This is a genomic window from Agrobacterium sp. 5Ca50, assembly GCF_055381905.1.
Genome location: NZ_AP026439.1, coordinates 339,520 through 354,637, shown reverse-complemented (window position 1 = coordinate 354,637; position 15,118 = coordinate 339,520). Strand labels below are relative to the sequence as shown.

General features: G+C 54.4%; 16 protein-coding genes. 12 read left to right on the top strand and 4 right to left on the bottom strand.

All coding sequences use genetic code 11. From position 1 onward, the window contains the following. Positions 1-20 precede the first annotated feature (20 nt). The gene (locus ACZ5FM_RS19270) at positions 21-1,100 is read right to left on the bottom strand and encodes a D-TA family PLP-dependent enzyme (protein ID WP_464040962.1); all 1,080 of its coding nucleotides are present in this window, start codon (positions 1,098-1,100) and stop codon (positions 21-23) included. A 185-nt stretch (positions 1,101-1,285) separates the two neighbouring features. On the opposite strand from ACZ5FM_RS19270, the gene ACZ5FM_RS19265 reads away from it, so the two are divergent. The 6 genes from ACZ5FM_RS19265 (at position 1,286) to ACZ5FM_RS19240 (ending at position 5,551) form a co-directional block, all read left to right on the top strand. After that, positions 1,286-2,128, top strand: a complete 843-nt coding sequence (locus ACZ5FM_RS19265) for a transporter substrate-binding domain-containing protein (protein WP_464040961.1) — start codon at positions 1,286-1,288, stop codon at positions 2,126-2,128. A 75-nt stretch (positions 2,129-2,203) separates the two neighbouring features. After that, positions 2,204-2,866, top strand: coding sequence for an amino acid ABC transporter permease (locus tag ACZ5FM_RS19260; protein WP_464040960.1), 663 nt, complete (start codon positions 2,204-2,206; stop codon positions 2,864-2,866). 4 nt (positions 2,867-2,870) lie between these two features. Then, a complete protein-coding gene (locus ACZ5FM_RS19255) occupies positions 2,871-3,536 on the top strand; it encodes an amino acid ABC transporter permease (RefSeq protein WP_192489741.1) in 666 nt (221 codons plus the stop codon). 11 nt (positions 3,537-3,547) lie between these two features. Next, positions 3,548-4,318 (top strand): amino acid ABC transporter ATP-binding protein, encoded by a 771-nt coding sequence (locus ACZ5FM_RS19250; RefSeq protein WP_464040959.1) that lies wholly within the window; start codon positions 3,548-3,550, stop codon positions 4,316-4,318. 18 nt (positions 4,319-4,336) lie between these two features. Next, positions 4,337-4,726 carry a RidA family protein gene (locus ACZ5FM_RS19245; protein ID WP_192489743.1) on the top strand — a complete coding sequence of 130 codons (390 nt, stop codon included), beginning with the start codon at positions 4,337-4,339 and terminating at the stop codon, positions 4,724-4,726. A gap of 18 nt (positions 4,727-4,744) precedes the next feature. Then, positions 4,745-5,551, top strand: coding sequence for an IclR family transcriptional regulator (locus ACZ5FM_RS19240; protein ID WP_464040958.1), 807 nt, complete (start codon positions 4,745-4,747; stop codon positions 5,549-5,551). A gap of 14 nt (positions 5,552-5,565) precedes the next feature. Here the strand turns inward: ACZ5FM_RS19240 and ACZ5FM_RS19235 are convergent, their stop codons facing one another. From ACZ5FM_RS19235 to greA, 3 genes are all read right to left on the bottom strand, one after another. Next, a complete protein-coding gene (locus ACZ5FM_RS19235; protein WP_192489745.1) occupies positions 5,566-5,913 on the bottom strand; it encodes a RidA family protein in 348 nt (115 codons plus the stop codon). Positions 5,914-5,971: 58 nt separating this feature from the next. Then, positions 5,972-6,916: an MYG1 family protein gene (locus ACZ5FM_RS19230; protein ID WP_464040957.1), complete on the bottom strand. Its 945-nt coding sequence runs from the start codon at positions 6,914-6,916 to the stop codon at positions 5,972-5,974. 111 nt (positions 6,917-7,027) lie between these two features. Continuing rightward, the gene (gene greA, locus ACZ5FM_RS19225) at positions 7,028-7,510 is read right to left on the bottom strand and encodes a transcription elongation factor GreA (protein ID WP_464040956.1); all 483 of its coding nucleotides are present in this window, start codon (positions 7,508-7,510) and stop codon (positions 7,028-7,030) included. A 357-nt stretch (positions 7,511-7,867) separates the two neighbouring features. Here greA and ACZ5FM_RS19220 point away from each other — a divergent pair, with 357 nt between their 5' ends. From ACZ5FM_RS19220 to ACZ5FM_RS19195, 6 genes are all read left to right on the top strand, one after another. Further along, a complete protein-coding gene (locus ACZ5FM_RS19220) occupies positions 7,868-10,582 on the top strand; it encodes an ATP-binding protein (RefSeq protein WP_464040955.1) in 2,715 nt (904 codons plus the stop codon). A gap of 116 nt (positions 10,583-10,698) precedes the next feature. After that, a complete protein-coding gene (locus tag ACZ5FM_RS19215) occupies positions 10,699-11,256 on the top strand; it encodes a type 1 glutamine amidotransferase family protein (RefSeq protein ID WP_312949750.1) in 558 nt (185 codons plus the stop codon). Positions 11,257-11,513: 257 nt separating this feature from the next. After that, entirely contained in the window at positions 11,514-12,344 is an 831-nt protein-coding gene (locus ACZ5FM_RS19210; protein ID WP_259148903.1) for an alpha/beta fold hydrolase, read from the top strand. Between the two features lie 91 nt (positions 12,345-12,435). Continuing rightward, positions 12,436-13,233: an SDR family NAD(P)-dependent oxidoreductase gene (locus ACZ5FM_RS19205; RefSeq protein ID WP_464040954.1), complete on the top strand. Its 798-nt coding sequence runs from the start codon at positions 12,436-12,438 to the stop codon at positions 13,231-13,233. 19 nt (positions 13,234-13,252) lie between these two features. Further along, the gene (locus ACZ5FM_RS19200; RefSeq protein WP_464040953.1) at positions 13,253-14,395 is read left to right on the top strand and encodes a hypothetical protein; all 1,143 of its coding nucleotides are present in this window, start codon (positions 13,253-13,255) and stop codon (positions 14,393-14,395) included. A 120-nt stretch (positions 14,396-14,515) separates the two neighbouring features. Next, entirely contained in the window at positions 14,516-15,088 is a 573-nt protein-coding gene (locus ACZ5FM_RS19195) for a MarR family winged helix-turn-helix transcriptional regulator (protein ID WP_259148775.1), read from the top strand. Positions 15,089-15,118: the final 30 nt, after the last annotated feature.

Here is a 15,118-nt window from a genome sequence, read left to right as displayed (position 1 = left end):
GGCTTTCAACTCAACCAGCATCAGACAATCTTGCCACGGGCGGCAACAGGCCATTTCTCAACGCCGGACACACCAGCGCCGGTTACGAAAACAGCATCCACCATGTTCGTTACCACGCAAACGTGGTTCGGCACGATTCGCAGGCGATCGCCGACATTCAGACCGATGGAACCGGTACTGACAAGACGACCATGTTCCTCGGACAACTGATCAATTGTGATGTCATCACGACCGAGCACATGACCATAGCCTGTCAGCCCAAGAAGGTCAGACGTTAGCGTCTTGGAACCAGCATCGATGATCGCACGGTTTGGTGCTGGCACAGAAACAACCGTCGCAAGCACCGTCAGGGCGCAATTATCCCACGTCGTCACGCCGCGTGATACGAGCGAGCGGTCATTATAGATATAGGTTCCCGGACGATACTCTGTCGTGACAGGCGCCTCGGCAGCATGCATCATCGACGGCGTGCCGCCCGATGTGATCACCGGAACAGCGATGCCCTGCGCCTCGATAAGCGACTTCGCTTCTCCCATAAAGCGCTCCACCGATACCTCCCCACCAGCGGGCGGATAGGTCATCAGACCGCCAAACACGAGCCCCGGCGCCGCATCAATATAGGCTGCAAGTTTCAGAGCCGCATCAGGCGCCGGAACACCACAACGGTTGGCACCGGTGTCGCATTCCACCAGAACGGCAAGCGGCTGCGCCTCACCAGCGAACGTCGCAGACAGCCCATCCACAATCTCTGCGCTATCAGCAACAACCGATAGCTTTACCTTTCTGGCAAGCGCCTTCAAGTGCTCCAGCTTTTCGCTGCCGATGATGTTGTAGGTGATCAGCACATCGGTGATTGCGTCGCTGCCTGCAACCATCGCCTCTGCTTCCGACACTTTCTGGCAGGTGATCCCGATTGCTCCGGCAGCCAGTTGCATCTCTGCCAATGCAGGCAATTTGTGTGTCTTGATATGCGGTCTTACCCGCAATCCATTTTGATCAGCATAGCTCTGAAAACGCTCGACATTCGCCTTTGCGATATCAAGGTCAACGAGGATTGCGGGCGTGCTGGCTACGTCAATGTCGCTGGGCGAGAAGGGCATAAATTCCTCTGTCTTGGCAAGTACGGGGCTGCCGCAAAATACATCACTTTGCGGCGCCGCACCAATTATCACCTATACCTATTGACAATACATCTCCCATGATACTTGATATGTCAATCCAATAAAACAGACACGTGTCCAATATATTGGAACAAAAGGAAACGTTCAGTTCATAGGGGAACGCCATGACCATTTCTTTCCGTACCGGCATCATGTCTCTGGTTGCCGCCACATTCCTTTCCACCACTCCTGTTCTCGCCGACGGCAGCAAACTCGATGAAGTTCTTGCGCGCGGCCATCTCGTGCTCGGCACAGGCAGCACCAACGCGCCATGGCACTTCAAGAGCGCCGACGACAAGCTGCAGGGTTTCGACGTTGATATGGGCCGCATCGTTGCCAAGGCGCTGTTTGGCGATCCTGACAAGATTGAATACGTCAACCAGTCGTCTGACGCCCGTATTCCAAACATCACCACCAACAAGGTTGACCTGACATGCCAGTTCATGACGGTAACAGGCGAACGCGCGCAGCAGATCGCCTTCACCATTCCTTATTACCGTGAAGGCGTAGGCCTGATGCTCAAGGCAGACGACAAATATGCTGATTATGAAGCTCTGAAGGCCGCTGGCTCGTCCGTGACCATCTCGGTTCTGCAGAATGTGTACGCTGAAGCCATGGTTCATGCCGCTCTGCCGGATGCGAAAGTTGACCAGTATGAATCCGTTGACCTGATCTATCAGGCTCTGGAATCCGGCCGTTCCGACGCTGCCGCAACCGACCAGTCGTCGCTTGCCTGGTACATGACCCAGAACCAGGGCCGCTACAAGGATGCTGGTTACGGCTGGAACCCACAGACCTATGCTTGCGGCGTCAAGCGTGGCGACCAGGATTGGCTGAACTTCGTCAACACCGCCCTGCATGAAGCCATGACCGGCGTCGAGTTCGATTTCTATGCGAACTCGTACAAGACATGGTTCGGCAAGGAACTGGCACCGCCACAGATCGGCTTCCCGGTCGAATACAAATAAGCCCACCGGCTTGTCTCATATGGACGGAGGGCACAGCCCTTCGTCCCGCTCACTCTACTATGGCAGGATGACGCCATGGGCTACACGCTCAATTTCGCCGCCGTCTGGCGCAGTTTCGACCAGCTTCTTGAAGGTCTGTTACTCAGTCTTGGCCTTGCTTTTGTTGCCATTCTGATCGGTGCGCTAATCGGTCTGCTTGTCGCTTTCGCGCTGATCTCAAAGAATGTCTGGATCAAGGCTCCGGCTGCGACCTATGTCACAATCATTCGCAACCTGCCGATCCTCGTGCTGGTGTTGTTTGCCTATTTCGCATTGCCGCAGCTGGGCGTGCGGCTTGGCAAGATCGAAAGTTTTGTCGCCGTTCTGGCGATCTATTCCGGTGCTTACCTGGCCGAAGTGTTTCGTGCCGGCCTGTTGTCGATCCCGCGCGGTTTGACGGAAGCAGGTCTCGCCATCGGCCTGACGCCGATGCAGATCCGCATATCGATCATTGCACCGCTGATGTTCCGCAATGTGCTGCCATCGCTGTCCTCTACGATCATTTCGCTGTTCAAGGACACATCACTTGCTGCGGCTATCGCCGTGCCGGAACTGACCTTCGAAGCACGCAAGATCAATGTCGAGACGTTTCGTATCATCGAAACCTGGATCGTCGCATCGGGTCTCTACGTCACCACCTGTTTTGTGCTCGCTGCGCTGATGCGTTTTGTCGAGCGCCGTCTGGCCGTTCCGAGGTGATGTCATGATGGATTTTTCCGCTTTTTTTGATCAGGTCTGGCTGGCGCGTTACGTCATCCTCAAAGGCCTCGGCGTCACGGTATCGATCTCGCTTCTGTCGATCCTCGCAGGCTCAGTACTCGGTGTGTTCGTTGGCCTGTCGCTGGTCTACGGCAATCGTGTGCTGCGCTTCTTTGTCCGCGCCTACACTGACTTCATCCGTGGCACACCGGTTCTCGTACTGGTTCTCGCCAGCTATTACGTGCTGTCAGCTGTCGGCATTGAACTTGGACCGTTTCAGGCGGGCGTGTTTGCCCTCGCCATCTTCTGTTCCTCGCATGTCGGCGAAATCGTCCGTGGTGGCCTGCAGGCCATTCCCAAGGGACAGACCGAGGCCGCCAAGGCAATCGGCCTGACCTTCAGCCAGACCTTTGCCTATGTGCTGTGGCCACAGGCATTGCGGCAGTTCCTGCCGGCCTGGGTCAATACGGCAGCGGAGATGGTCAAGGCATCGACCCTGCTTTCAGTGATTGGCGTTGCCGAGCTTTTGCTGCGCACGCAAGAGATCATCTCCCGCAATTTCATGAGCCTGCAGTTCTATTTCTTCGCCGGGCTTCTCTACTTCGTCATCAACTACAGCATCGAGCGTTTTGGCAAATACGTCGAACGCAAGACGGCTGTCCCGTCCTGAGGCCGCATGTCATGAGCAAGGTACTTCTCGAAATTCAGGGGCTGCGCAAGCAATATGGCCCGCTCGAAGTCTTAAAAAGCGTCGATACCACCATGCACGAGGGCGAGGTCATCTCGATCATCGGCTCTTCCGGCTCCGGCAAGACTACAATGCTTCGTTGCATCAACATGCTGGAAGAATTCCAGGGCGGATATATCCGCCTAGCGGGAGAAGAGATCGGTTACGAATACTCCGGCAACGCCCGCAAACGTAAAAGCGAAAACGAAATTGCCCGACAGCGCGCCATGACCGGCATGGCCTTCCAGCAATTCAACCTTTTCCCGCACATGACGGCGTTGCAAAACGTCATGCTCGGTCTCGTCAAGGTGAAGAAAAAGAGCCGTGACGAAGCCCGCGCCATTGGCGAAAAGTGGCTTGAGCGCGTCGGCCTCGGTTCGCGTGGCGGCCATTTCCCCGGCCAGCTCTCGGGCGGCCAGCAGCAACGTGTTGCCATTGCCCGTGCCATTGCCATGTCACCGCAACTGATGCTGTTCGACGAAGTCACCTCGGCCCTTGACCCCGAACTGGTTGGTGAAGTGCTGCAGGTTATCAAGGGCCTGGCCGCAGACGGCATGAGCATGTTGCTCGTCACCCACGAAATGCGCTTCGCTTATGAGGTGTCCAGCCGTGTGATCTTCATGAACCAGGGCGTCATCTGTGAAGAAGGCGATCCCAAGGAAATGTTCATCAAGCCGAAAACCGAGCGGCTTGCAGAATTCCTCAAGACATCCAGTTTCAACTAAAAGAAAAGAGAGAATTTAATGACTATCAAGCGTTACGGTGCGGGTGAAACCGGTGCAGGCGGACAGCCCCTTCCCTTCGCCAGAGCAGTTGAAGCCAATGGATGGCTGCATGTTTCCGGTCAAGTGCCGATGGAAAATGGCGAAATCGTACGCGGCGGAATTGTCGCCGAGACCCGCAAGGCAATCGAAAATCTGATTGCCATCCTGCATGAGGCCGGTTACGGCGTGGAAGACGTGGTCCGTGTTGGCGTCTGGCTGGACGATCCGCGCGACTTCTGGAGCTTCAACGGCGTTTACGCAGAATACTTCGGCGCCAACCCACCAGCCCGCGCTTGTGTTCAGTCGAGTATGATGGTCGATTGCAAGGTAGAAGTCGACTGCATTGCTTACCGCGCCGACCGCGGCTGACAAGATTTGGAGAACAGCATGACCGAGGCGCCAGCCGATACGGTATCGCGACGCACAAGGGGACTGGATCGCGCATTCGAGATCCTCGAGTTTCTGCGCGTGAAGCGACAACCCATGCGGCCAAACGAGATCGCCTCGGAAATCGGGGCACCCCGATCGTCAGTTTATGAGCTGATCAATCTTTTGTTGCGCCACGGCATGCTCGACTACGAAGGAGGAGACGGCCGCGTTTATCTCGGCCGCCGCCTCTACTTCCTCGGCACAGCCTATGCCGAACAATTCGATCTGATGCGCGAATGCGACCGCATGCTGATCCGCCTTGCGGAAGAGACCCGAGAAACCGCACAGATGTGCTTGCTTGAAGGCCGAAAATATACTGTTGCCATGATGCGTGAAGGCATTCGTCCGTTCCGCATTTCATCCAATATTGGTGAACTGGTTTCCATCGCCTGGACGGCGTCCGGCCGTCTGCTTGTTTCGCATTTAAGCGACCAGCAGATCCTTGATCTGATCCCGGCGGAAGATTTCATTCTACCAAATGGCAGACGTATGGAACCGGCTGAATTCATTGCACAAGTGCGGCAGGCCAGCCGCGACGGCTTTTTTACCTTCAACAGTGAAGTCGAGAACTTCACCCATTGTTTTGCCGTGCCGATCTACCAGGCGGATGGCGCGTGCATCGCCACCCTTTGTCTCGTTGCACCACGAGAAGACGGTTTGCGTAATCGCACCGCCTATCTCGAGAGCTTGATCAAGGCAGCAGACGAGATATCCGAGAAGCTTGGTTTCCATAAAGTGAGAAACCAGGCCACTATCGCCGGATAACCCTCCGCTACACGTTACTTCGCTGCAATCGCAGTCATTTCCACCAGCAGGTCCGGGCGGGCAAGACGTGCCTCTACCGTTGCACGGGTTGGTGCATGGCCCTTCGACACCCAGGCGTCCCAGGCTTCATTCATTTCATCGAAACCGGACATGTCAGCCAGATAGATATTGACGCTGACCAGATTGTCCTTGGTCACGCCAGCCTTTGAAAGCGTGTCCTCCATATCGAGAAGCACCTCTTCAGTCTGGATTTTGACCGACTGGCCACGGGTCTTTTCAGCGATATGACCGGACAGGAAAATCAGGTTTCCGACAACGACTGCGTCACTCCAGCGATCAGTCAGTCCAATTCTCTCAATCATAACAATCTCCTTTTCGCAGTGACACGTCACTCGCAGAGGGTGACGGCATGAGGCCGGTTTATTCGACTGTCGCCAGTGAAGCCTGCTCCGTTGCAAGGGCTTGCCTGACCGCGATCTCGGCCATGGCCAACGCGGCCTCACGGGTACGGGCGGCGGCGACAAAACGGCCATTGTGGCAGAAGCTTGCGCCTTCCACACCACTTGCGGCTTCCAGATCGCCATTGGTCAGGCCCGCCCATGCGGCAGGCAAATCAGCGCGCACTTCAAAGCCTTCATCGGCGCGACGAATGGTCGTCAGACACCAGTCCTTGTCACGTGGATGCACCACGAACAGCAAATGATCGGCACCGGCCTTGATGATCGTTGGGCGGAATGGCATGCCCATTGGCAATTCCAGAACGCGCCCTTCCCCTGCGTTGTTGATTGCCTGAAGAACAACCGCCTCCGCACGCATTTTGGAGGCGCTTTGGGCAATTCTAGCTTCGACAAAGCTGCGCGCTACGCCAAGTGCTGCGTGGAAAGCGCGATCGCTTGCGTCAGGATCAGTGTCGTCAAACACAGGCTTGAGCGTCTCAAGCAATACAGGGAGTGTTAGCCCGCCCAAAATGCCTGAGGGGCTGAGTGCGCCATTATCGACCAGATCAATCGGCAGCACGAAGTTTTCGTCAAATGATGCGTGAACCTTTTCAACATGTTCTACCGGCAGACCGGAAGCAACCAAGTAGTCGCGACCGTAATGCTTCCACACCAGACCAAAAGAGCTGTAAGGCTGGCCATCCTCGCGCAATGGCGCGCCGCGGTGGTGATGATCGAAAATGTTCTTGTCGGCGTCATACGCACCGCCGACATCGTAGATGATGCGATCTTCGCCCGACGCGATCCACTCAGGCGCCCTGCTGCGGACAATACGTGCCTTCGGAAACAGCCGGGTCAGGATCACGCTGGACAGAAGTTCATCGGCATGGAAGCCACCGGAATGGGTGACGAGAAAGTCCGGGATCATACGGGAGACGTACCTTGTATTGTGGAAGATCAGCTTTGGGTGTGCACCAGATAGCCTGTGTTGAGTTTGATCTCAACCCGCCAATCATCTGTCATGCCGTCGCGTGAACGTTTAGGCGATTTCGATGATCTCGATTTCCTGATTTCCCGACTGCACCACATCACCGACAGTCTTGCCGATAAGAAGCCGGGCCACAGGAGAGACAAAGGAGATAGAGCCTTTTGTCGGATCAGCCTCATCTTCGCCGACAATCCGATAGGTTTGCACACGTCCGTCATCCCGACTGAAGGTAACGGTGTTGCCGAAGGCAACCTTGTCGGTTGATGACGGCACCGGCATCAACTGAGCCCTATGAACTCTGGCCGAGTAGTAACGCAAATCCCGCAAGGGATTGCCCGCCTGACGTCGGCGTTCGTTGACATCCTCGATGGCATTGGCGACAGCATAGGCTTCACGCGCCTGTTGCAACTGCAATTCAAGCGCCTTCAATCCCGCCTCTGTCACGAGATTGGGATGAGGTGAAATAGGGCGATCAGGAAGCAGGGTTTCCGAAGCTGCTTCGGCACTTTCTTCCTTGACAAAGGCAACACTCAATTTTCAACTCCGTCTGACATCAGGCTTATCTTTATCTGTAAGCCATTCTACGCCTTTTAGGTTCCGTAACCACAGCTGTCATCCCCCTCACGGTTTAAGCGCAAGCGCCGCTCAACAACCAAGCCACCGGATAGACAAAATACAAAATTCCATTCATGATTTTGTCGGAGAGACATTTTATACGGAAAATGACGGGACGTAACTCCAACCGCAGCCTTTCCCATAGTCTGCGCGGGCAGCGTTCACGCAGACAGTTGAAACAGCCGCAAAATCTATCGCGCATTTCTATTTTTTATATTGAACACCAACAGTGCAGCTTAATCCGTTCGCATTAGGACCAATTGCTGAGGTTTCGCAGTGGAAGAAGAACTGCGTTTTGCATCCTTTTCGATCGTACCTGCCAGGCGCAGCCTGAAGCGGGGTGGAACGAATGTTGCGTTGGGAAGCCGCGCGATAGACATTTTGCTTTTCCTTATCTCAACCCCCGGCGCACTCAAGACCAACGACGAAATCGTAAAACACGTATGGCCGGACACATATGTTGATGAAGCCAATTTGCGGGTGCATTTGTCTGCACTTCGGAAAGCCCTTGGTGACACCAAATCAGAACCACAGTTCATCGCCAACATTCCCGGCAGAGGTTACACATTTGTTGGCGAGGTGATCCGGGATAGGAAGAACACCCAGCGCGAACCCATCCGACCACCCACGCCTGACGATGGTGGTCAAAAGGTCTTTGGTCGTAACCAGATCATCGAGGGAATTCTTGAACAGCTTCCCAAGAGTCGCCTTTTCACAATTACGGGGCCTGGTGGAATTGGAAAATCAACCGTGGCCAAAGCCGTCGTCAGCCAGTTGGCGGGCGAACTTGAAATCATCAAAGTCGAACTTTCGGATATCGCATCCGGCGATTTGGTGCCTGCAGCCGTCGCCTCCAGCCTTGGCCTCAAATACCGTTCTGACAATGTGTTGGCGACCATCTGTGCCACGCTGGAAACAAGGCCTGTCACAATCTTTCTGGACGGATGTGAGCATCTGATCGACGATGTAACGGACTTCGTAGAGGCTGTGCTACAACGAACGTCAAACACACGTTTTTTGGCAACGAGCCGTGAGCCTCTTCGTGCCAGCGGTGAGAGGGTTCATCGTCTTCTGCCGCTTGATGTCCCAGTATCAACAGTCAAACTCGAAGAAGCACTCGCCTCTCCTGCGGTCCAGCTTTTTGTACAACGCGCAGATGCCTGTCTCGGTGGATATCAACTGACAGAAATGGACGTGCCTATTGTCATCGACATCTGTGCACGGCTTGACGGAATAGCTTTGGCGATTGAGTTGGCGGCCGGCAGGCTGGAATCGATGAGTATTTTGTCGCTTGCAGCATCGCTCCATGATTGTTTCAGGGTCTTGAGCCGTGGTCGACGCACTGCTTTGCCACGGCACCAAACACTGCGCGCAACACTCGATTGGAGTTACCAGCTGTTAGCCGTGGACGAACAACGGGGTCTGAACGAACTTTCCATCTTCAGAGGACGTTTTTCCATATCTGCCGCAGCTGCGGTACTGAGTGATGACACTTACGATCTCGTGGCCGCCCTTGTCGCAAAGTCACTCGTGGTGGCGGAAACCTCGGCTTCCACCCAGCTGTACCGTTTGCTTGACACCACGCGCATCTATGCTGCGGAAAAACTGGCTCAAACCCACGGCGTTAGCCCTGCCATGGAAAAGTTCGGCACATATCTCCTGCAATTGTTCGATACATCTTCAGCCAGAATTTACAGCCAAACCACCGAAGAGGCCGTCGAGGAATTTGGCCATATTGTTCTGGGTCTGCGCGCATGTCTCGACTGGGCACTGTCGACGGGTGGCAACAAGCTGTTGGGTGCAAGACTGACCGTTGCGGCATTGCCGCTATTTTTCAAGCTTTCGCTTTACGACGAATGCATCTCGGCCGTTACAGCGTCGATCGATTACCTGAACGCAAATCCCGGTATTGATGAGGCGAGCAGGATGAAACTTTATACTGCGATGGGGTGGCCGCAGATCATCACGGCGGCTTCACCCGGTCGGGGTGTGGAAGCGTGGAATGAATCTGCCGATATCGCAGAAAGACTCGGCGACGTGGACCATCAACTGCGCGCAATATGGGGATTGTGGGTCGATGCCATCAATCGGGCGGAACCTAAGACTGGCCTTCATCTGGCAACGCGGTTTGCCAAACTTGCAATTTCATCGCCCGATCCTGCCGATATAGTCATCGGCAATCGGATCAGAGGTGCGACATTACACTGGCTCGGGCGCCATGCCGAAAGTGAAACATACCTCGAGACCATGTTGCGTGATTATCAGGGTCTGCCATCGACGGGGCACGTTATCCGTTTTCAGTTCGACCAGCGGGTAACTGCTCAGATCATATTGTCGCGCTGCAAATGGTTTTTAGGACGACAACAGGAGGCCATGGCAGATGTTGTATCAACCCTGGAATACGCCCAATCCGTTGGCCACTACGCATCGCTGACCAATGCCCTTGCAGAAGCGGCATGCCCACTTGCTCTGATGTCTGGACAAGACCGTCTGGCCGCTGAGTACATTGCTCTACTCAAAGAGCACACCAAAGCCACGATGCTTGATGTCTGGCGAACATATGCGGTGTGTTTCGAAGCTGAACTTTTGCGGCGGCAGGGAGACGACAGAACTGCCCTGTCACAAATACAATCCGGTCTGCAATCGCTTCGCAATGCCGGTTTCAACCTTTTTGAAACAATGTTCATCACAACAGAAGCAAGAGCATTGTCCGGGCTTGATCGCAACGTCGAGGCCATGAATGTAATCAATACCGCAATGGAAAAATGCGCCGCCGCTGGCGTGGCATGGTGGCAGCCTGAAATGTTGCGGACCAAGGCAGAAATCCAGCTCAAAACATCAGACCTGGGCGAAGCGCGCTCGACCCTGGCACTTGCTTATGAGTCTGCTCAGTCGGCTGGTGCCATTCCTCTGCTAAAATCGGTGGAAGATAGCGTGTTTGCCTGTGGTCTCTATGAAAAGCAGCTATCGACTAGACAAAACGCCTCCTAACTGGCCTCGTTACCGACAAGCAGTATCCCGTCCTTCCTTTACACCAATTTACAACTCTCAACTCGTCAACGCCGGTCAGTCGAGCGATCATCTTCTTCCAGGTTGAGGAGATCGCAATGGAAGGCATTCAGCCGACCCGTTTTCTGGTTATCCTTGCAGCGAACGACAGTGACCAAGCAGCAAATTCGAAGATCACATTAAGCGATTTTGCACCGGTCTATTATCTTTTCAAGGATTTTGGCGCTGACATTGTCCTCACCACGCTGACAGGTGAATACCCAGAATTGTCAGATGTCAGGGAGAAGGCATCGCAACACCAAGCAGTGCGGCGATTTATGGATGACAGAGTGGCACGCGAAGAACTTGCGGACACACTTAGTCTCGAGCAGATCGACCTTGAGGATTTCGATGCGATATTCTGTCTCGGAATGTCGCGACACCTTTGGGATTTTGAAAACAGCAAACCACGGTCTTTCCTTGCGTCGTTCCTCGACAGTGGAAAACCAGTCGCCATATTCCCAGCCCATCTTGTAACACTTCGCCTTCAAGACGACAGGCATAACAGGCTCATTACTGAGGGTTCCGACGGGTCACCCTTGACGACGGCACTTGCACTCCTCGAGGCCGCAGGCCGGCGCTCTCTTGATATTAACACAGATAGAACAACGACATAAAATGACCGTGTCGGGCGTTTGCATCATTTTACGACGCTTTACTCGCCATAGCCCCGTCTTCGGCTCAATCTGTTTTCCGTGAACGATCAATCATCAGGGAGGGCGTTATGAGTGAATTCACAGCCGTAAACGTTGCGTCGCGGCTAACCCGCCGTGAGGTCATTATGGCGAGCGGTATCGTCGCCGCCGCCATGGCTCTGCCCAACCAATCCCACGCCACAACACACTTTTCCACACATCCATCGGAGAACCATGTCATGTCATTTGTAAAAGTAAGCGACGGAACCGAGATCTATTACAAGGATTGGGGTCCAAAAGACGCGCAACCAATTGTCTTCCATCATGGCTGGCCACTCAGCGCGGATGATTGGGATGCCCAGATGATGTATTTCCTCGACAAGGGCTACCGCGTCATTGCGCATGACAGGCGTGGCCATGGTCGCTCAACACAGACCTGGACCGGAAACGAGATGGACACCTACGCCGCCGACGTTGTAGCGCTGACGGATGCCCTTGATCTCAAGAACGCCATCCACATAGGCCATTCAACCGGCGGCGGTGAAGTCGCCCATTACGTTGCCCGCGCAAAATCTGGCAGAGTGGCAAAGGTGGTACTGATCGGTGCCGTGCCACCAATCATGGTCAAATCGGACAAGAACCCGGCCGGACTACCGATTGAGGTGTTTGACAGTTTCCGGGCAGCATTGGTTGCCAACCGCGCCCAGTTCTTTCTCGATGTCCCTGCCGGCCCCTTTTACGGTTATAACCGGCCGGGCGCCAAGGTCAGCCAAGGCGTCATCGAAAATTGGTGGCGGCAAGGCATGGCTGGCGGTGCAAAAGCGCACTACGATTGCATCAAGGCTTTTTCCGAAACCGATTTCACGGAAGATCTGAAAGCCATTACCGTCCCAACACTCGTGATGCATGGCGATGATGACCAGATCGTGCCTTATGCGGATTCTGCGCCACTTTCCGTCAAGCTGCTCAAGAACGGTACTCTCAAGACCTATGCTGGTCTGCCTCACGGCCTGTGCACCACCCATCCTGAAATCGTCAATCCGGATCTGCTTGCCTTCATCAAGGGCTGATCTGCGTGGTCGGGAGCAATGTATGTGCGTTGCTTCCGGCACCAAAACGAACGGATTATTTACATCTCATCGTCTCGGGGAAGGACAGAACATGACAAGGAAAACTGCTCTTGTTACCGGTGCGTCATCCGGCATTGGCGCCGTATATGCCGAAAAGCTCGCTGAGCGAGGTTTTGATCTCGTCGTCGTCGCCAGAGATATCGACCGGCTTAATCAATTGGCCGACACACTCTCAGAAAAACATGGTGTCTCGATTACGCCAATTCCCGCAGACCTTTCCAAATTCAATGAAATCAAGCGCGTGTTGTCAGCCATATATGAGGACAAGTCATTGGAGTTGCTCGTCAATTGTGCAGGGATAGGGCCGAAAGGCTCGGTCCTTTCATCTGATGCCGAGGATCTCTCCAGCATGGTCTATCTCAATGTTGACATTTTGCACACGCTGACAGTGACCGCTGCCAAGACATTCGCAGATCGTGGCAAGGGTGGTATCATCAACATCGCTTCCGTAGTGGCTTTGATGCCGGAACGCTTCAACCCGACCTACGTTGCCAGCAAGGCATTTGTTCTTGCACTGACGCAAGCCCTCGCCGTTGAACTTGAACCTCGCGGGGTTCAGATCCAGGCTGTACTTCCCGGCTTCACCCGCACGGAAATCTTTGATCGTGCAGGCATCGATATCAACGTCATCCCAGCAGACATGATGATGGATGCCGACGAAATGGTAACGGCAGCACTTGCAGGGTTTGACCGTGGTGAGACGGTCACGATCCCCTCCCTGGAGGAGGCCAGCCTCTGGCAAAAAATGGAAGAGGCGCGACTTGGCCTGGCACCATTTTTATCCCTGAAACATTCAGCCACACGTTACGGGGTCGGACAGAAAACCTGAGATCAGGTTTGAAGGGGGCATGACCATGGTATGGACATTGGGAAGAGGCGCCATTTTTACGGGCGCGCTGCTGTTTGCCAGCACATCTGCACAGGCGCATGTCAAATGGTTCGCACCCTATATCGTGGGTGCCCCACCACAATCATTGTCCGTTGTTCTCAAGGATACATGGTTCTGGATCGGCATTGCACTTGTCGTCGTGTTTTTTGTGCTGACGCGCCTTGTTGAAATCAGTCCGCTCGGCAACAGGGTTCATGACGCGCTGGACCGCAGTACTGATGTTTTGTGGAAAAGGCTTGATGACTATGTGCGCGTTACGGTCGGGGCATTTTTTGTAGCTATATTTTCGGTGGGCGGCGTATATTTAACACCTGACCTGCGGACGCCGGCAGAGTGGGTTTCATGGCTGCAACTGGCCATCGCCGCCTGTATTTTTTTTCGAAAAACAATGCCGTTGGCGGGTATCGGAATTCTGGCCTTATGGCTTTTGGCCATCCGCGACTATGACCTCTTCCATCTCTTCGATTATCTGGCGCTTGGCGCTGGCGTTGCCGCCTATCTCATCTTGGAGCCATCAAAAAACGAAAACCTCCGCTCACATCGGTTCGAGGCATTGCGATGGGGGCTCGCAATCGCCCTGATGTGGTCGAGCCTTGAGAAATTCGCCTATCCCGACTGGTTTTACCCCCTCATCCTGGAAAAGCCGTTCCTGACGTTCGGACTGCCGCGCGATGTCTTTATTCCGATGGCTGGCGTTGCGGAATTCACTATGGGGTTTGGTCTTTTGTGGACCCCTCTAATCCGGCGTCTTTCGGCCATTGCGCTCATCATCATCTTCACTGCTGCCGTCTGGCCTTTCGGACGTGTCGACCTAATCGGACACGGTCTGATAATGGCCATTCTGGTCGCCGTGGCCTGTGATCAATGCCGGGTGACCCACTTTCTGCCATCGTTGAAAATCCATCTGCCTGCCATTCCCGGCGGCATTGCTGCGGCACTTGTGGTGTTTGCCACGGGCTATTGGGGGCTGCATTTCGCATTTTACGGTGCGAGCGGCTTTACAGGACCGGCAATGGTTGAGAAGGCCACCCACTCACATAATCCCGAACAGCCACATGGCCCGATCTCCGATACCGGTATTGGCGCGCCACCAACAAAGTAAATAATTATTGGCCTTGAACAAAATAGGACTCCTATATATATTCACTACATGGAAACAACACAGAACCCAGGCTCGGTCAATCATCGCATTCGGGAAGGCCTTGCCCGTATCGCAACAGTCATGCGCAACGAAGACTGGAGCCGAGCGAAAACATCAGGCCTGAACCCGACCCAACTCTCAATTCTTGAATTGCTGGAAGGGCGCGCGGCTGGGCTATCTGTGAAGGAAATTGCCGCCAATCTTGGTGTATCTCAACCGACGGCAACAGATTCCATCACCGCGCTTGAGCGTAAAGACCTGGTAGCGAAAAACAGCGACGGCATCGACAAGCGCTCGGTAACAGTAGAGATCACAACCAAGGGGCGTGCGGTTCTTGACGTAGCAGAACCTGTATCAGGGGCGGCTAGGGATGCGGTTGATGCCCTGGCATCTCATGAGCAGGAAGACCTGCTGATCACGTTAGTCAAGATGATCAGTCATTTACAACAGAATGATGCGATCCCCATTCAGCGCATGTGTGTCAGTTGTCGCTATTTCGCACCATTCGCACATTCCGATGCGGCTCGCCCGCATCACTGTCATTTCGTAGACGCAGCATTCGGCCGACGGGAAATCCGTGTCGATTGCCGCGAACATGAGATCGCCGATCCGGCCGTCCAGGCTGCCACCTGGACCGCTTTTAACAAAGGATAGGTGAAAACCCTCCAGGCAACACAAAAAAGG